This is a genomic window from Saccharothrix sp. NBAS 001 (genome assembly GCF_056640475.1).
Window position 1 is genome coordinate 6805080 of sequence record NZ_CM153251.1, and the last position, 16024, is coordinate 6821103.

General features: G+C 70.2%; 18 protein-coding genes. 6 read left to right on the forward strand and 12 right to left on the reverse strand.

What is annotated here, in order from left to right; translation table 11 throughout:
• Positions 1-49: 49 nt before the first annotated feature.
• Positions 50-1090: an ROK family transcriptional regulator gene (locus tag AC0HI0_RS29235; protein ID WP_480926719.1), complete on the reverse strand. Its 1041-nt coding sequence runs from the start codon at positions 1088-1090 to the stop codon at positions 50-52.
• A 160-nt stretch (positions 1091-1250) separates the two neighbouring features.
• Between AC0HI0_RS29235 and AC0HI0_RS29240 the strand changes: the two genes are divergently transcribed.
• Complete coding sequence (locus tag AC0HI0_RS29240; RefSeq protein ID WP_480926720.1) at positions 1251-1733, forward strand: heme-degrading domain-containing protein; 483 nt, start codon at positions 1251-1253, stop codon at positions 1731-1733.
• A 36-nt stretch (positions 1734-1769) separates the two neighbouring features.
• Here AC0HI0_RS29240 and AC0HI0_RS29245 read toward each other — a convergent pair whose 3' ends face one another.
• Positions 1770-2882, reverse strand: a complete 1113-nt coding sequence (locus tag AC0HI0_RS29245; RefSeq protein ID WP_480926721.1) for a serine hydrolase domain-containing protein — start codon at positions 2880-2882, stop codon at positions 1770-1772.
• Positions 2883-3136: 254 nt separating this feature from the next.
• On the opposite strand from AC0HI0_RS29245, the gene AC0HI0_RS29250 reads away from it, so the two are divergent.
• Positions 3137-4795, forward strand: a complete 1659-nt coding sequence (locus AC0HI0_RS29250) for a glycosyl hydrolase family 18 protein (RefSeq protein ID WP_480926722.1) — start codon at positions 3137-3139, stop codon at positions 4793-4795.
• A gap of 37 nt (positions 4796-4832) precedes the next feature.
• On the opposite strand, the gene AC0HI0_RS29255 is transcribed toward AC0HI0_RS29250, so the two are convergent.
• The 3 genes from AC0HI0_RS29255 to AC0HI0_RS29265 all read right to left on the reverse strand — a co-directional run bounded on the left by AC0HI0_RS29255 (position 4833) and on the right by AC0HI0_RS29265 (position 7759).
• Entirely contained in the window at positions 4833-5234 is a 402-nt protein-coding gene (locus tag AC0HI0_RS29255; RefSeq protein WP_480926723.1) for a hypothetical protein, read from the reverse strand.
• Positions 5235-5555: 321 nt separating this feature from the next.
• Positions 5556-7319, reverse strand: a complete 1764-nt coding sequence (locus AC0HI0_RS29260) for a M14 family zinc carboxypeptidase (protein ID WP_480926724.1) — start codon at positions 7317-7319, stop codon at positions 5556-5558.
• Positions 7320-7456: 137 nt separating this feature from the next.
• Complete coding sequence (locus tag AC0HI0_RS29265) at positions 7457-7759, reverse strand: hypothetical protein (protein ID WP_480926725.1); 303 nt, start codon at positions 7757-7759, stop codon at positions 7457-7459.
• A gap of 234 nt (positions 7760-7993) precedes the next feature.
• Between AC0HI0_RS29265 and AC0HI0_RS29270 the strand changes: the two genes are divergently transcribed.
• A complete protein-coding gene (locus tag AC0HI0_RS29270; protein ID WP_480926726.1) occupies positions 7994-8821 on the forward strand; it encodes a MerR family transcriptional regulator in 828 nt (275 codons plus the stop codon).
• Positions 8822-8841: 20 nt separating this feature from the next.
• On the opposite strand, the gene AC0HI0_RS29275 is transcribed toward AC0HI0_RS29270, so the two are convergent.
• The 6 genes from AC0HI0_RS29275 to AC0HI0_RS29300 all read right to left on the reverse strand — a co-directional run bounded on the left by AC0HI0_RS29275 (position 8842) and on the right by AC0HI0_RS29300 (position 11596).
• Positions 8842-9024 (reverse strand): DUF397 domain-containing protein, encoded by a 183-nt coding sequence (locus tag AC0HI0_RS29275; RefSeq protein WP_480926727.1) that lies wholly within the window; start codon positions 9022-9024, stop codon positions 8842-8844.
• Between the two features lie 288 nt (positions 9025-9312).
• The gene (locus AC0HI0_RS29280) at positions 9313-9495 is read right to left on the reverse strand and encodes a DUF397 domain-containing protein (protein WP_480926728.1); all 183 of its coding nucleotides are present in this window, start codon (positions 9493-9495) and stop codon (positions 9313-9315) included.
• Positions 9496-9795: 300 nt separating this feature from the next.
• Positions 9796-9978, reverse strand: coding sequence for a DUF397 domain-containing protein (locus AC0HI0_RS29285; RefSeq protein ID WP_480926729.1), 183 nt, complete (start codon positions 9976-9978; stop codon positions 9796-9798).
• 200 nt (positions 9979-10178) lie between these two features.
• A complete protein-coding gene (locus AC0HI0_RS29290; RefSeq protein WP_480934415.1) occupies positions 10179-10430 on the reverse strand; it encodes a Scr1 family TA system antitoxin-like transcriptional regulator in 252 nt (83 codons plus the stop codon).
• Between the two features lie 104 nt (positions 10431-10534).
• Complete coding sequence (locus tag AC0HI0_RS29295) at positions 10535-10717, reverse strand: DUF397 domain-containing protein (protein WP_480926730.1); 183 nt, start codon at positions 10715-10717, stop codon at positions 10535-10537.
• A 21-nt stretch (positions 10718-10738) separates the two neighbouring features.
• Complete coding sequence (locus AC0HI0_RS29300) at positions 10739-11596, reverse strand: helix-turn-helix domain-containing protein (RefSeq protein ID WP_480926731.1); 858 nt, start codon at positions 11594-11596, stop codon at positions 10739-10741.
• 133 nt (positions 11597-11729) lie between these two features.
• Between AC0HI0_RS29300 and AC0HI0_RS29305 the strand changes: the two genes are divergently transcribed.
• Positions 11730-11975 (forward strand): hypothetical protein, encoded by a 246-nt coding sequence (locus AC0HI0_RS29305; RefSeq protein ID WP_480926732.1) that lies wholly within the window; start codon positions 11730-11732, stop codon positions 11973-11975.
• 5 nt (positions 11976-11980) lie between these two features.
• Here AC0HI0_RS29305 and recD2 read toward each other — a convergent pair whose 3' ends face one another.
• Complete coding sequence (gene recD2, locus AC0HI0_RS29310; protein ID WP_480926733.1) at positions 11981-14152, reverse strand: SF1B family DNA helicase RecD2; 2172 nt, start codon at positions 14150-14152, stop codon at positions 11981-11983.
• 116 nt (positions 14153-14268) lie between these two features.
• Between recD2 and AC0HI0_RS29315 the strand changes: the two genes are divergently transcribed.
• Positions 14269-14934: a response regulator transcription factor gene (locus AC0HI0_RS29315; RefSeq protein ID WP_480926734.1), complete on the forward strand. Its 666-nt coding sequence runs from the start codon at positions 14269-14271 to the stop codon at positions 14932-14934.
• Positions 14931-15977 (forward strand): HAMP domain-containing sensor histidine kinase, encoded by a 1047-nt coding sequence (locus AC0HI0_RS29320; protein ID WP_480926735.1) that lies wholly within the window; start codon positions 14931-14933, stop codon positions 15975-15977. Before AC0HI0_RS29315 ends, AC0HI0_RS29320 begins: the two co-directional genes overlap by 4 nt.
• Positions 15978-16024 lie beyond the last annotated feature (47 nt).

Genomic DNA, 16024 nt, shown 5'->3' on the forward strand with positions numbered 1-16024 from the left:
TAGTGAATCACCCGCACGTGTGCCCTTGAGCAGCACTATCCGAAATCGGCTACCGGGGATGCCCGTAGAACTCGCTCAGGACCAGCATCGCCGCCCCCGCCGCGACCACGTCATCGGCCAACGGGGTGATGCCGACGTCGACCGGCAGCCACGCCGCGGTGGGCAGCGCGGCCCGCACGCCCGCCAGGTACTGCGCCGGCGCGGCGAGCACCGCCCGACCCGCCAGCACGACGTGGTCCACGTCCAGGAGCTGCACCAGGTCGGCCACCGCCGTGCCCACGACGGACGTCGCGGTGGCCAGGTCACCGGCCTGCGCGGCGAGGTTGTGCACCGCCTCGACGCACCCGGTCCGCCCGCACACGCAGCGCGGCCCGTCGAGCTGGAGGGTGGTGTGCCCGTACTCGCCGGCGTTGGTCCGCGCGCCCCGGTGCACCCGCCCGTCCAGCAGCAGCCCGACGCCGATGCCCGTGCCGACGAGCACCAGCACGGCGTTGCGCAACTCCTCGCCGCGTCGCCACGACTCGGCCACGATCGCCGCGTTGGTGTCCTTGTCGACCACGACCGGCAGGCCGAGCCGCTGTTCGGCGAGTTCGGCCAGCGGCACGTCGTGCCACTTCGGCAGGGCCGTCGCGTCGTGCACCACGCCCGTGCGGTGGTCCAGCGGCCCGACGAACCCGATGCCGACGCCGAGCAGCCGCTCGCCGCGCAGCGGGTCCACCAGCCGGACGAGTTCGCCGACGAACGTCTCCGGGTCGAAGTCGGGCGGCAGCGGCGCGACCGCGCGGTCCAGCACGTCGCCCGCCAGGTCGGTGAGCACGACCCGCAGTTCGTCCCGCTCGACCTGCGCGCCGAGCGCGAGCCTGCTCTCGGCGACCAGCTTGAGCAGGGTGCGCGGCTTGCCGACGCCGACGTTGCGCGTGCCGGACTCGACCAGCAGGCCGTCCGCGATCAGCCGGGCGACGACCTTGGACACCGCCTGCGGGGTCAGCCCGCTGCGCTCCGCGAGGTCGACCCTGGTGACGGCGCCGGACCTGGCCAGGCCCAGCACCACCGCGTCGTTGTAGCCGCGCAGGAAGCGCAAGTTGGGCACCACCGAATGATGGCACGCCCAACGATTACCAAACAGCGTTGCATAATGGGCTGAAGCTGTCTCGCGGACCGGCCGGTGGAGCTGTCGCGGACGCCGAGTTCTACCGTCTGCTGGTCGAGGCGGTGTCCACGTCCGCCCGGACCGGAGAGGTGGTGGCCCCGTGAGCGGCCCCGGGAGCAGCGCGGCGAGCCTGCTGGACGAACTGGCCGAGCAGGAGGCCAGGCTGGTCTTCCGCTCGTTCACCAACGAGGACGCCCTGGCGCTGGGCCTGTTCCTGGTCGACGCGGCCCGCGCGCAGGGCCTGCCGATCGCGATCTCCGTGCGGCGCGGGCAGCAGCGCCTGTTCCACGTCGCGCTGGCCGGCACGTCCGCCGACAACGACGAGTGGCTGGACCGCAAGAGCCGCGTGGTGGACCGCTACGGGCGCAGCTCGTTCCGGGTCGGCGAGACGTTCCGGGCGCGCGGCGGCACGTTCGAGGCCGACTCCCGGCTGGACCTGGACCGGTACGCCGCGCACGGCGGCGTGTTCCCGGTCCTCGTGGCGGGCGTCGGGATGGTCGGCACGGTCGGCGTGTCCGGCCTGCCCCAGGCCGACGACCACGCGTTCGTCGTGGCGCAGCTGGAGCTGTTCCTCGACCGCTGAGCGGGGGTCCGGGAAGACCCCCGCCCAGCGCCAGGGTCAGCAGAACACCTCGGTGAGCACCTCGTTCCAGCCCTGGAAGTTGCCGGGTTCGGGCGCGTGCGTGAGGGACGCCTGCAACCGGGTCTTGGTGTCCTTGGTGCTGCCCATGTAGGTGGAGTAGCCGGGGATCCCGCCGGTGTGGCCGTACACGGTCACCCCGCACGGGAGCACGTTCTGCTCCAGCCCGAGGCCGTAGCCCCGGGTGAACGGCAGCGACTTGTGCAGCTCGGCCTGCTGGGCGGGCTTGAGCAGCCGCCCGTCCAGCAGGGCGTCGACGAACCGGTCGAGGTCGGCGGTGCTGGAGATGATCTCGCCGGACCCGTAGGCGACCGACGAGTTCAGCTCGGTGACGTCCACGACCTTGCCGGCCACGGTGTAGTAACCGTGCGCGTGCGGGCCGGGGACGTCCTCGCGGTTGCCCGGGAAGGACGTGTCACGCAGCCCGAGCGGTCGCAGGATGCGCTGCGAAACCGCTGCCCCGTAGGGCTTCCCGGTGATCTTCTCGACCAGCAGGGCGGCCACGGCGTAGTTGGAGTTGGAGTAGCTGAAGTCGGTGCCGGGCGGGAAGCCCAACGGCTTGGACGTCGCGATCGAGAGGATCTCCTGCGGCGTCCACCTCTTGTGGCGGATCGTTTCGAGTCCGGCCGGGTCCTCCGGCAGCGACGAGGTGTAGTTGTACAGCCCGCTGGTGTGCTGCAACAGCATCCGCACGGTGATCTTGTCGCCGTCGGGCAGCAGCCCCGGCAGGTACCGGCCGATCGGCTCGTCGAGCCCCACCCGGCCCTCGCCGACCAGTTGCAGCACGACGGTCGAGACGAACGTCTTGGTGATGCTGCCCGCCCGGAACAGCCCGTCGGTCGGCACGGGTTTCGCGGTGCCCCACCGCGCCACGCCGGCGCGCGCGGTGAACCGGTCCCGGCCGTCCACGACCCGGACCTGGACGCCCGCGAAGCCGCCCGCGCCGGCCAGCTTCTCGATCCCGCGCTGCACGACCTGCCGGTCGATCCTCGTTCCGGCGGCGGCGGGCTGCGCGACCGCCGTTCCCCCGGTGCCCAGCGCGGTCAGTCCCACTACCGCGACCACGACCGAGGCGATGCCTCTCCTGCCCATCGGCCTTCCTCCCAGTAGACGTCGAGGGGACCGAGTCTGGCCAGGCTCGGGCCTGCCGGCGACCACCTCAGGGGGGATCACCTGGACGACTTTCGGTGATGCGCACCCCCGGTGTGCGGACAGTTGTGGAAACGCTTACACACCCCGAACCGCTAGTCCGTTCGAGTGACACAGTGGTCTAGACCTTGACCGTCAAGTGGTCTGAACCACATGTTCTTCTCAACCCTGCACTCCTTTCCCTGACGAGGAGCACGATGTCCAAGATCCGCTGGCATCTCACAGCGCTGTTCGTGGCGATCGCCACGATGGTCCTCGGTCTGGTCCTGGTTCCCGCCGCGAGCGGCGCCGGCGGTCTGTCCGCCACCTTCACCAAGGGCTCGGACTGGGGCTCCGGCTACGAGGGCAAGTACACGGTCCGCAACGCGAGTTCGGCGGGCATCTCCAGCTGGACCGTCGAGTTCGACCTGCCGGCCGGCCACAAGGTCGGTTCCCTGTGGGACGCCGGCTACACCACCAGCGGCCAGCACGTGACGGTCAAGAACACGTGGAACGGCAACGTCGGTGTCGGAGGCTCGGTGAGCTTCGGCTTCAACATCGTCTACACGGGCGCGTTCTCGGGTCCGGCGAACTGCAAGCTGAACGGCGCGTCCTGTGACGCCGGCGGCGGCACGACGACCACCACGACGACGACCACCACCACGTCCACGACGACCACCACCACGGACCCGACGACGACGACCTCCACGTCGACGACGACCACCACGCCCACCACCACGACGACCGGGACCCCGCCCCCCGGTTACAAGAACCTGGGCTACTTCGTGCAGTGGGGCGTCTACGGCCGCAACTACCACGTCAAGAACATCCACACCTCCGGCTCGGCCGCGAAGCTGACGCACATCAACTACGCGTTCGGCAACGTGACCGGCGGCCGGTGCACCGCGAACGACGACACCTACGCGGACTACGACAAGTTCTACGGCGCGGACACCAGCGTCGACGGCACGTCGGACACGTGGGACGCGGGCGCCCTGCGCGGCAACTTCAACCAGCTGCGCAAGCTGAAGAAGATGTACCCGCACATCAAGGTGCTGTGGTCGTTCGGCGGCTGGACCTGGTCCGGTGGCTTCGGCCAGGCCGCGCAGAACCCGACCGCGTTCGCCGAGTCCTGCTACAAGCTGGTCGAGGACCCGCGTTGGGCGGACGTGTTCGACGGCATCGACATCGACTGGGAGTACCCGAACGCCTGTGGTCTGTCCTGCGACACCAGCGGTGCCGCGGCGTTCAAGAACGTGGCGCAGGCCCTGCGCACCCGCTTCGGCCAGGGCAACCTGGTGACGGCGGCGATCACGGCCGACGCCAGCAACGGCGGCAAGCTCGACCTCGCCGACTACGGCGGCGCGGCGCAGTACCTCGACTGGTACAACGTCATGACCTACGACTTCTTCGGTGCGTGGGACGCCCAGGGCCCGACCCGTCCCCACTCCCCGCTGACCGCGGTCAACCCCCCGAAGGACGGCTTCGACACGCAGGCCGCCATCAACAAGCTGAAGGCCAAGGGCGTCCCGTCGTCCAAGCTGCTGCTCGGCATCGGCTTCTACGGGCGCGGCTGGACCGGCGTCACGCAGGCCGCCCCGGGCGGCACGGCGACCGACGGCGCTCCGGGCACGTACGAGAAGGGCATCGAGGACTACAAGGTCCTCAAGACCCGGTGCCCGTCCACCGGTACCGTCGCGGGCACCGCGTACGCGTACTGCGGCAACCAGTGGTGGAGCTACGACACCCCCGCCACGATCACCAGCAAGATGCAGTGGACCAAGCAGCAGGGTCTGGGCGGCGCGTTCTTCTGGTCGCTCGACGGTGACACCACCAACGGCGAACTTGCCGCTGCGATGGGCAACGGCCTGAAGTAAGGCCGTACGAACGGGCCTCCGGCCCGGGTAACACCCCTCACAGAACGGGCCCCTGCGGGCGTCTCCCCCGCAGGGGCCCGTTCGTGTCCGCGGGCACCAGGTCCACGACCGCCGCCGCGACCAGGAAGCACACGGCGAACACGAACGGCGCGAACAGGGTCGGCAGCCAGGAGTACCCGAACGCCGAGACGACCAGCGTCAGGGCGACCGCCGCGCCGACGGTCGCTCTCGGTCGGCGCACCCCGTAGTGGCGCATCACCAACCAGGACAGCACCGCACTGCCGGCTGTCCACAACGCCGTGAAGGTGCCGGCGTAAAAGGAGAATCTCGGACTCTTGTCCAGGGGCCAGGCCAGGAGAGCCAGGCCCAGCAGCCAGGTCGTGCCCAGAACCAGACCCAGCGCGGGCGCGAGCAGGTAGCGACTGTCACTGCGCTTCATCGACCGATGGTGGCGCAACGACGGCCCGTGCACAGCGGGGTGCCGCCACGGACCACTCGATCGTCGGCACGGCAACGCGGCCGAACGGGGTCGACGGGCCGGCGGACCGTGCCGCACGACGTCCCTGCCCGCGCTCTCCCGGCACGCCAAGGAGAACATCCCGGCCGTACGCGGAAACGCCCGCCGTGCGCGGTCTGCGGGGCGCGCTGTCCGGTGATCTCCTTGCGTGGCGCGCCGAGCACGTTCCCCGGACGTGGACCGGCCCCGCAGGCGTCGTGCGCCTGCGGGGCCGGTCTCGTGCCGAACGTCAGCGGGGCCCGATCAGGTGGTCAGGCTCCACGAGTCGATGTAGCCGGTGTCGGACGAGTAGACGTCCTGCACCTGGAGCTTCCACGCGCCGTTGCGCACCTCGGTGGAGGCGTTGACGGTGTAGGTGGTGTCGATGTTGTCCGCCGAGTCGTTGTCCGACGGCTTCAACCGGTACGCCGTGCCGTCCGGCGCGACCAGGTCGAGGACCAGGTCACCCCGGTAGGTGTGCTTGATGTGCACCTCGACCTGGGTGGTCGCCGAGGCGTTGCCGGTGCAGCCCGAGACGTTGATCGTGCTGGACACGGCCGCGCCGGCGTCCGGGATGTTGACGTCGCCGTCGTTGGTCGCCTTCGCGCACGGGCCGGGCGGGTTGCCGCCGCCGCCGTAGGGGTTGGTGGCCTTCTTCGCCGAGTACATCAGCATCGACTTGACCTTCGGCCAGAAGGTCGAGGTCTGGCAGGAGTACGCCGGGAAGAACCCGCTGCACGAGCCGGAACCCGGCCCGATCTCCCACACGAACGACGCCACGCCCAGGTCGTCGTACACCCAGTCGTCGGTCGCGCCGGAGGCGTTGTAGAGCACCTCGCCGGGCTGGCCGTACTGCCAGCCGCCCGCCAGGGACGCCATCTCCCGCGCCATCGTGCGCAGCGGGGTGTCGTTGCCGGACTTGTACTGCGACGACCAGCCCCACGGGAACAGCACGAGGTTGGAGTAGCTGTGCATGGAGATCACGACACCGGTGGTGTCGGCCGGCGCGGCGTCGGAGGTGCCGGTGCCGCGGCGGTCCTTGTACAGGTTGCGCCACAACGCCTGCAACGCCCGCGTCTCGACCTCGGAGTTCGCCGACGGGCCCTTGTAGGTCTCCGCGCACGGCTGCGCGGACGTGCCCTCGCCGCCCCAGTGCGAGCTGGTGTTGCGGTTCAGGTCGATGCCCACGTGCGAGCCGGACGTGCCCGAGCAGTTCGAGCCGTTCGTGGTGTTGGCGTTCTTGCGCTGGTAGCGCGGCGAGTTGCCGCCCTGCTGCACGATGTTGACGCCGTCCGGGTTCGCGATCGGCACCACCCACACCTCGGTGGAGTCGAGCAGCGCGGTGATCTCGGCGTCGGTGCCGTAACCCTGGGTCAGGTGGTCGATCCAGCGGTAGGCGACGTCACCGGTGGTCAGCTCGCGGGCGTGCAGCTGGCCCATCACGAAGAACCGGGGCTTGGGCGCGGTCGTGCTCAGCGCGCAGTCGCCGGCGTTCTTCTTGGTGATGCAGATGGCCCGCAGGTCGTAGCCGCCCGCGCCCTGCGTCTTCTTCCACGAGTCGCCGTAGTCGACGGTCTGCGTCAGGTTCGGGTACTGCGACGCGACGGCGTCGAGGTGCGCGTACTGGGCGTTGACCGTGCGGTAGCCGCCGTAGTAGGTCTCCTCCAGCGCGGCCGCGTCGAGCTGCTGCGACTTGCGCGACGGCGGGGTCCACTGCGGGGCGGGCAGCACCTCGTCGATGACGGCGGTGAAGCCGTCGCCCTTGAGCTTCTGGCCGGCGGTGGAGTCGCCGAGGACGAACAGGTAGTCGCCCTCGCGCTGCTCCAGGACGTCGAAGCCCCGGGAGAGCAGGTCTTGCGACGCCTTGCCGAGCGGTGCGTGCACCTTGTAGACGTAGGTCGGCCCGGCCTGGGCGGCGGCCACCTCGGGTGCAGGGCCCGCGGTGCCCGGGACGCCGCCGTTGATCACAGCGGCGGCGGTGACACCGGCTATGGCCAGTGTCACCAGTGAACGTCTGGTCGACTTCACGGTTGTTCTCCTCCTATGCAGGGTTGAGCAGGAGAATGGGCCAAAACCGGTGCCCTGCACACCCTCCGACCGGCCATACCTCACGCTTATGGGCGCAGGTTGGACCGCACGGCCCCGCCTGGCCGCTCCGGAACGGTTCAGCAGCGGGTCCGGTAGGTCCCGCAGTCGGGCGAACCGGGCTCGGCGGTCACCAGCACGACGCCGAGGCCGAACAGGACCAGCGGGATGATGATCGCCGTCCAGATGAGAGTGCGCCGGATCGAGTGCAGGAGGACGACCTGCTCGACGGCGGCCTGCGCGACCGCCTCCTCCACCGTCGACGCGGATCTGATGCGGTGCAAGGATTCCCGCACCCACTCCGCGCCCCACGCCGGGCCGGTGCCGCTCCCCTTGTGCGGGCTCTTGCGCGGGTCGAACGCCGGTGGGGTCTGCTCGGACATCGGGCCTCCTGCGGAGCGGGTGCGGGCCGGTGCGGGTCGGTGCCGGGTTGGTCGCTACGGGTTCGAGTTCGGCGGGCGGGCGAATCCCGTTACACCGGATGCTGCTCGCAACTACTGTCGAACCCGCCTCCTGTCACGCGTTCGGGTGAAGATCGTTCAGTCGCGCACGAGCGGTGACGGGTTGTTCGGGCGAGGCTTGACCCTGCCCTTGGGGCACGCTCCAAGGTCGTCCACGTGGAGGAGGTGCGGATGGACCGGCTGCTCGGGATCGGCGAGTTCTCGCGACGTTCCAGGCTGTCGCTCAAGGCGTTGCGGCTCTACGAGCGCCAGGGGCTGGTGGTGCCGGCGGAGGTCGACCCGTCCAACGGCTACCGGCGGTACCGGGAGGACCAGTTGGCGCACGCCCGGCTGGTGCGGTCGCTGCGCCGGATCGACATGCCGCTGAGCGAGGTCGACCGGATCGTCTCGGCCGCGGCGGGCGAGCGCCCGGCGCTGCTCGGCGAGTACTGGGACGGGGTGGAGCAGAGGTTCGCCGTGCAGCGGCACCTGGCCGCGTACCTCCACGTGGTGATGTCCGGAGGAGAGGGGTTGGCGGAGATGTTCAAGGTGGAACAGCGGGACGTGCCGGAGCAGGTCGTGCTGACGGAGCAGCGCCACGTGCTGCAGCCCGCGTTGACCGACTGGATCGCCGAGGCGATGGACCGGGTCCTGAAGGCGACCGCCGAGTACGGCGGGATCTCGGCCCCCGGCCTGGTGATCTACCACGGCGAGGTGACCGAGGACAGCGACGGGCCGGTGGAGATCGCCCTGCCGATCGCCGTCGCCGCCCCGCCCGCCGGCGTGGCGGCGAGGGTCGAACCGGCGCACCGCGAGGCGTACACCCGGCTGAAGAAGCGCGAGGTGCAGTACCCGCAGATCATGGGCGCGTACGACGCCGTGCACGCGTGGGTGGAGGCGAACGGGCTGACCGTGGCCGGTGGGCCGCGTGAGGTCTACTTCGCGGACTGGTCCACGATCGGCCCCGAGGACGACGCCTGCGACATCGCGTTCCCGCTCAAGTAGCGACCGCCGCCGGGCTCCGCTCAGCGGAGCCCGGCGAGGAACCTCCGAAACGCCCGATCCACAACTCTAACCTGCCCACCCGCCCGGTTCTTGGTGTCCCGCACCGCGAAAAACCCCGGAACCACCGCCACCTCGACACACGTCCCGTTGTCCTGGGTGTGGCTGGAGGTCTTGAACCGGCCAGTCGCGAAGTCCGGAGTCATGGGGGACCACCTTTCAGGTCAGGCGTACATGGTGAAGCTGAAGGGCGTTCCCCGCGCACCCGCCCCTCGAACGGCAGGACATCCTCGACCTCGCCGCGTCGATCGGCACGGTCGCGCGATGGCCCAGCCAGCGGCCACGTTGGCTGCGGGTGCGGGCCGGTTACACGATCTCGGCCTTCTGCTCCTCGGTGTGGACCGCGTACCGGTCGAGCAGCATGTTCGCATCGCCGGGCGTCAGACTTTCCTCATAGCGTTCCCGCTCCAGTGGCGACCGCCGCCCGGTCCTCCTCAGCGGAGCCCGGCGAGGAACCTACGAAACGCCCGACCCGCAACGCACACCTGCCCACCAGCCCGGTTCTTGGTGTCCCGCACCGCGAAAAACCCCGGAACCACCGCCACCTCCACACACGTCCCGTTGCCATCGGTGTGACCGGACGTCTTGAAGGTGGCCGCCGAGAAGTCCGGTGTCATGGCAGGGACCGCCTCTCCACGTCAGGCGAAGTCCTGGGCGACCCCCAGGATGAACCTCCTCGATTGTTCCACTCCCAGCACATCGGCGGCGGACGCCGTCGGGGCGGGGGACGCGCAACACGGTGAAGCTGAAAGCAGTTCCCCCGCTCACCAGCCCCTCGAACGGCAGGACGTGCCCGACACTCGCCGCGTCGATCGGCACGGTCGCGCGATGGCCCAGCCGATGGCAACGTTGGCTGCGGGTGCGGGCCGGTTCCACATAGCGTTCCAGCTCCAGTGGCGAACGCCGCCCGGTTCTCCTCAGCGGAGCCCGGCGAGAAACCTCCGAAACGCCCGATCCACAACGCACACCTGCCCACCAGCCCGGTTCTTGGTGTCCCGCACCGCGAAAAACCCCGGAACCACCGCCACCTCCACGCACGTCCCGTTGTTCTCGGTGAAGGTCGACGTCTTGAACAGGGCGGCCGAGAAGTCCGGTGTCATGGCAGGGACCGCCTCTCCAGGTCAGGCGAAGTCCTGGGCGACCCCCAGGGTGAACCTCCTCGATTGTTCCACTCCCAGCACGTCGGCGGCGGACGCCGTCGAGGCGGGGGACGCAACACGGTGAAGCTGAAAGCCGTTCCCCCGCTCCCCAGCCCTCGAACGGCAGGACGTGGATCCGCACGTTCCTCCGCCGGCTCAGCTCATCCAGGTGGAGCGCTCGCTCGTTCATGATCGAACACCGCAGTCACCGGCACCCTGCGGAACAGGACCTCCTGCCGCTCCAGCCGGGTCGCCACGATGTCCTCGACACTCGCCGCGTCGATCCGGAAACGCCGTTCGAGGGCGGCCCTCATGTAGCGCTCGGTCTGCAAGAGCCCAGGGACCATCTCCATGCCGTAGTGGCGGATCAGGTTCGAGTCGACCTCGAAGTCGTAGTAGGGCCGCTGCTCCATCGGCACGGTCGCACGATGGCCCAGCCGGCAGCCGCGTTGGCTGCGGATGCGGGCCGGTTCCACATAGCGTTCCCGCTCCAGTGGCGAACGCCGCCCGGTCCTCCTCAGCGGAGCCCGGCGAGGAACCTACGAAACGCCCGACCCGCAACGCACACCTGCCCACCCGCCCGGTTCTTGGTGTCCCGCACCGCGAAAAACCCCGGAACCACCGCCACCTCCACACACGTCCCGTTGTCCTCGGTGTGGCTGGAGGTCTTGAAACTGGCGCTGGAGAAGTCCGGGGTCATGGCAGGGACCGCCTTTCCGGCTCAGGCGTACTCCCGAGCCACGCGCTGGACGAACCTCCTCGATTGTTCCACTCCCAGCGCGTTCGCCGTCAGGTTCCCCCAGAGCTTGGCGTAGTCCGCCATTTCCTTGTCGCCGTCCAGGTAGTCGGCGTCGTGCAGGTTCTCCACGTAGACCAGGTTCAGCGGCGGCGCGGACGTCGGCGCGGGCACCCGCAGCATGGTGAACGCGAAGGTGCTGGCGCCGCCCGGCGCGTCGAACGGCAAGATCTGGAGCTGGACGTTCGGTCGGCGCGCGAGTTCGCTCAGATGGCGCATCTGCTCGTGCATCACCGCGTTGCCACCGAACACCCGCCGCAGGCAACTCTCGCTCAGCACGAAGGCGGCGTGGCTCGGCCGCTCGCGGAACAGCACCTCTTGGCGCTCCAAGCGCGTCATCACGATGCCGTCGATCGTCTCTGGGTCGACCCAGTTCCGCGCGGTCAGCATCGCCCGCATGTAGGTCGCAGTCTGCAACATGCCGGGTACCAGCTCGGTGGCGTAGTGCCGGATCTCGTCGGAGTCCCACTCGAAGTCGTAGTAGGGGCGCTGCTCCAGCGGGACGGTCGCCCGGTGGCCCTGCCAACGCCCGCGCTGGGTCTTGGTGCGGGCGAGTTCGACGATCTCCGCCTTCTCCTCCTCGGTGTGCACGCCATACCGGTCCAGCAGCATCTTGGCGTCGCCGGGCGTGATCCCCTCGCGGGCGAGTTCCAGCTTGGTGACGCGGGTCGTGTCCCGGCCGAGGAGGTGCGCCGCCTCCTTCGGCTCGACGCCCGCTTTCAGCCGCGCCTCGCGCATGTACATCGCCAGGAACTTCTGCCGGACGGTCGGTGTCTGCGCCATGCCTCGCCCTCACCACACGATTGGGGCAACTCTTCATTCGCAGTTGCGAGTTCGAGCCAACCGAGTCCAAGCCATCAACCACCGGCCCGAATTCGGCCTGCTCCACGCTCGAACCACCCGAAGGGGGACAACCATGTCCGCGATCACCCGTGATTCCAGCCATGATCAGTGCCACCCGGCACGCGAGTGGCTGCTGCGCTGCTCCGACGACGGCCACCGCCCGGCCGTCTGCACGATCGCCGTCACCGACGGCACCTTGGAGGTCTGGCTGGACGAGCGCACGATGATCAGCCTCGACGGCTCCGAGATCGCGCTGTTCCAGTCCGCCTTCGCCGACGCCGCCGAACTCGCGCGCGCCGACCGCTCGGCCCACGCCTGAACGGCTCAGCCCTGCCGCAGCCGGTAGTCCAGCGCGGTGTGCCGACGCCCCGCCCCCACCGTGCGCACGGCCTGCCCGATCGCCTTGCGCGACCCCACCAGCACGACCAGCTTCTTCGCCCGCGTCACCGCCGTGTACAGCAGGTTCCGCTGCAACATCATCCACGCGCTCGTCGTGATTGGAATGACCACGCACGGGTACTCACTGCCCTGTGAGCGATGAATCGTCATGGCGTAAGCGTGGGTCAGTTCGTCCAGTTCGCCGAACTCATAGTCCACGTCCTCGTCCTCGTCCGTCTTCACGGTCAACTTCTGCTCCACCGCGTCGATGGCTGTGACCACGCCCAACGTCCCGTTGAACACCCCGTTCGCGCCCTTGTCGTAGTTGTTCCGGATCTGGGTGACCTTGTCCCCGACCCGGAACACCCGCCCACCGAACCGCCGCTCCGGCAGGTCCTTCACCGCCGGCGTCAACGCCTCCTGCAACACCGCGTTCAGCGCGCCCGCGCCGGCCGGGCCCCGGTGCATCGGCGCGAGCACCTGGACGTCCTTGCGCGGGTCGAGCCCGAACTTGCGCGGGATCCGCTGTGCCACGACGTCGACCGTCAACGCCGCCGCGTCTTCCGCCTCCTCGGCCGGGAACAGGAAGAAGTCGTCCAGGCCCTGCACCAGCGGGTGGTCGCCGGAGTTGATCCGGTGCGCGTTGGTCACCACGCCGGACTTCTGCGCCTGCCGGAAGATGTGCGTCAGCCGGACGTTCGGGATCGGGCTGTCCACCGCCAGCACGTCCCGCAGCACCTCGCCCGCGCCCACCGACGGCAGCTGGTCGACGTCGCCGACCAGCAGCAGGTGCGCCCCGGGCGGCACGGCCTTGACCAACTTGTTGGCCAGCAACAGGTCCAGCATCGACGCCTCGTCCACGACGACCAGGTCCGCGTCGAGCGGCCGGTCCTTGTCGTAGGCCGCGTCACCGCCGGGCTTGAGCTCCAGCAACCGGTGCACGGTCCGGGCCTCGTGGCCGGTCAGCTCCGCCAACCTCTTCGCGGCCCGCCCGGTCGGCGCGGCGAGCACCACCTTGGCCCGCTTCGCCATCGCCAGCTTCACGATCGACCGCACGGTGAAGCTCTTGCCGCACCCCGGCCCGCCGGTGAGCACGGCGACCTTCCGGGTCAGCGCCAGCCGCACCGCGTCCCGCTGCTTTTCCTCCAGCGACGCGCCCAGCCAGCCGAACGCGCGCTCCCAGTCCACGCCCCCGAACGCGGGCATCCGCTCCTCGCCGGTGCGCAGCAGCCGCAGCAACTGCCCCGCCAGGGAGATCTCCGCTCGGTGGAACGGGATCAGGTAGATCGCGGGTTCGCCGTCGGGCAGCACCTCGCGCACCACCCCCTCCTCCGCGACCAGCTCCGCCAGGCAGTCGATGACCAGGCCGGCGTCGACCTGGAGGATCTTGATCGCCTCGCCGATGAGCTGGTTCTCCGGCAGGAAGCAGTCGCCGTTGCCGGTCGCCTCGGACAGCGTGAACTGCAACCCGGCTTTGATCCGCTGCGGGCTGTCGTGCGGGATCCCCACCGCCTTCGCGATGGTGTCGGCGGTGCGGAAGCCGATGCCCCACACGTCGGTCGCCAGGCGGTACGGCTCGGTGCGCACGACGTCGATGGACTTGTCGTCGTACTGCTTGTAGATCCGCACCGCCAACGACGTCGAGACGCCGACCCCCTGGAGGAAGACCATGACCTCCTTGATGGCCTTCTGCTCCTCCCACGCGGCGGCGATCAGCCTGGTCCGCTTGGGTCCGAGCTTGGGCACCTCGATCAGCCGCTCGGGGGTCTGCTCGATGACGTCGAGCGCGTCCACCCCGAAGTGCGTGACGATCCGGTCGGCCAGCACCGGCCCGATGCCCTTGATCAGGCCCGAACCCAGGTAGCGGCGGATGCCCTGGATGGTCGCGGGCAGCACGGTCGTGTAGTCGTCCACGTGGAACTGCTTGCCGTACTGGGGGTGCGACCCCCACCGGCCGCGCATCCGGATCGATTCGCCGGGCTGCGCGCCCAGCAGCGCCCCGACCACGGTGACCAGGTCGGCTCCGCGCCCGGTGTCCACGCGGGCGACCGTGTAGCCGGTCTCCTCGTTGGCGTACGTGATCCGCTCCAGCACCGCTTCCAGGACCGCTTCCGCCACTGCGCCACCCTAAGCCGTCGGCCGGCCGCGCTGCGTGCGGGAGGCCCGGGTTGCCTCCACAGGACGTTCACAACTCGCACCGTTCGTCTCCACCGGTCGCACCTAGAGTCGTCGGCATGACTCGCCGGGTTCTGGTGGTCGAGGACGACCTGACCATCGCTTCTTCCGTCGCCGCGCGGCTGCGGGCCGAGGGGTTCGACGTCGAGTTGGCGCACGACGGGCCCACCGCCGTGGCCAAGGCGGGTGACGCCGACCTCGTCGTGCTGGACGTCATGCTGCCCGGTTTCGACGGCCTTGAGGTGTGCCGCCGGATCCAGGCCGCCCGGCCGGTGCCGGTGCTCATGCTGACCGCGCGCGGCGACGAGAACGACATGCTGGTGGGGCTGGCGGTCGGCGCGGACGACTACCTGACCAAGCCGTTCTCCATCCGGGAGCTGGCCGCCCGGGTGCACGCCCTGCTGCGCCGGGTGGAGCGCTCGGCCGCGCCGCCCACCCGGATCTCGGTCGCCGACCTGGAGATCGACCTGTCGGAACGGCGGGTGCTGCGGGCCGGCGAGGAGGCGCACCTCACCCCGACCGAGTTCGAACTGCTGGTGCACCTGGCCGAACGGCCGCGCGCGGTGCAGTCGCGGGAACGGCTGCTCAGCGCGGTGTGGGGGTGGCCGGACGGCACCGGCACGCGGACCGTGGACAGCCACATCAAGGCGTTGCGGCGCAAGCTGGGCACCGACCTGATCCGGACCGTGCACGGCGTCGGCTACGCCCTGGAGGTGCCCAGGTGACCGCTCGGTCGGCGTTCACCGCGGTCCTGGAGTTCCTGCCGCGCCCGCTCGACCCGGTCCGCTCGATCAAGCTCAAGCTCGGGATCCTGCTGGTGTCGTCGGGCGCGGTCGGCCTGTCCTACTTCTGGTGGCAGATGCGGTGGCTGCCGGTCGGCACGACGATCGGCGCGCTGACCGCCGCGCTGTTCACCTCGCAGGTGCTGGCGCACGGCATGACCAGGCCGTTGCGCGAGATGACGACCGCCGCCCGCGCGATGCGGCGCGGCGACTACAGCCGGCGGGTGCGCGCCACCGCGCGCGACGAGGTGGGCGAACTCGCCGGGGCGTTCAACCAGATGGCAGCGGACCTGGCCGCTGCCGACCGGCAGCGCCGCGAGCTGATCGCCAACGTGTCGCACGAGCTGCGCACGCCGATCACCGCGTTGCAGAACGTGCTGGAGAACGTGGTCGACGGGGTGGCCCAGCCGGACGGGAAGACCCTGCGCACCGCGCTGGCGCAGACCGAGCGGCTGGGCCGGCTGGTGACCGAACTGCTGGACCTGTCCCGCATCGATGCCGGGGCGCACCGCCTGGAACTCGCCGAGTTCCCGATCGCGCCGCTGCTGGCCGAGGTCGTGGCGGAGGCTTCGGTGACCGACCGGGGGGTTCGGTTCACCGTCGACGTCCAGCCGCCCACCGCGACCGCCACGGCCGACCGCGCCCGGCTGCACCAGGTGGTGGTCAACCTGCTGGACAACGCCGCGCGGCACGGCCCGGCGGGCGGCGAGGTGCGGCTGACCGCGCGGGTGGGCACGAACCTGGTGCTGGAGGTGGCCGACGACGGTCCGGGCATCCCGCCGGAGGACCGCGAGCGGGTGTTCGAGCGGTTCACCCGCGGTGAGCGGGCGGGCGGCGGCGGCACCGGCCTGGGCCTGAACATCGCCCGCTGGGTCATCGACCTGCACGGCGGCACGATCGCCGTGGTCGACGGCGGTCCGGGCTGCCGCATCCGGGCGACCGTGCCCGTGACGCCGCGCGTGCCCGCCGTGCCGGATCCGGTCTAGCGCACCCGCATTCCCGACAGCCGGTCGCTCTGGGGGCGACGCGGCTC

Bases quoted from the DNA above. Each gene is read 5' to 3' on its own strand.
- AC0HI0_RS29285 (WP_480926729.1), bottom strand. From the start codon at position 9,978: ATGACACCGGACTTCTCGGCCGCCCTGTTCAAGACGTCGACCTTCACC.
- AC0HI0_RS29275 (WP_480926727.1), bottom strand. From the start codon at position 9,024: ATGACTCCGGACTTCGCGACTGGCCGGTTCAAGACCTCCAGCCACACC.
- AC0HI0_RS29265 (WP_480926725.1), bottom strand. From the start codon at position 7,759: ATGTCCGAGCAGACCCCACCGGCGTTCGACCCGCGCAAGAGCCCGCAC.
- AC0HI0_RS29255 (WP_480926723.1), bottom strand. From the start codon at position 5,234: ATGAAGCGCAGTGACAGTCGCTACCTGCTCGCGCCCGCGCTGGGTCTG.
- AC0HI0_RS29290 (WP_480934415.1), bottom strand. From the start codon at position 10,430: ATGGAGCAGCGGCCCTACTACGACTTCGAGGTCGACTCGAACCTGATC.
- AC0HI0_RS29315 (WP_480926734.1), top strand. From the start codon at position 14,269: ATGACTCGCCGGGTTCTGGTGGTCGAGGACGACCTGACCATCGCTTCT.
- AC0HI0_RS29280 (WP_480926728.1), bottom strand. From the start codon at position 9,495: ATGACACCGGACTTCTCGGCGGCCACCTTCAAGACGTCCGGTCACACC.
- AC0HI0_RS29295 (WP_480926730.1), bottom strand. From the start codon at position 10,717: ATGACCCCGGACTTCTCCAGCGCCAGTTTCAAGACCTCCAGCCACACC.
- AC0HI0_RS29250 (WP_480926722.1), top strand. From the start codon at position 3,137: ATGTCCAAGATCCGCTGGCATCTCACAGCGCTGTTCGTGGCGATCGCC.
- AC0HI0_RS29245 (WP_480926721.1), bottom strand. From the start codon at position 2,882: ATGGGCAGGAGAGGCATCGCCTCGGTCGTGGTCGCGGTAGTGGGACTG.
- AC0HI0_RS29300 (WP_480926731.1), bottom strand. From the start codon at position 11,596: ATGGCGCAGACACCGACCGTCCGGCAGAAGTTCCTGGCGATGTACATG.
- AC0HI0_RS29305 (WP_480926732.1), top strand. From the start codon at position 11,730: ATGTCCGCGATCACCCGTGATTCCAGCCATGATCAGTGCCACCCGGCA.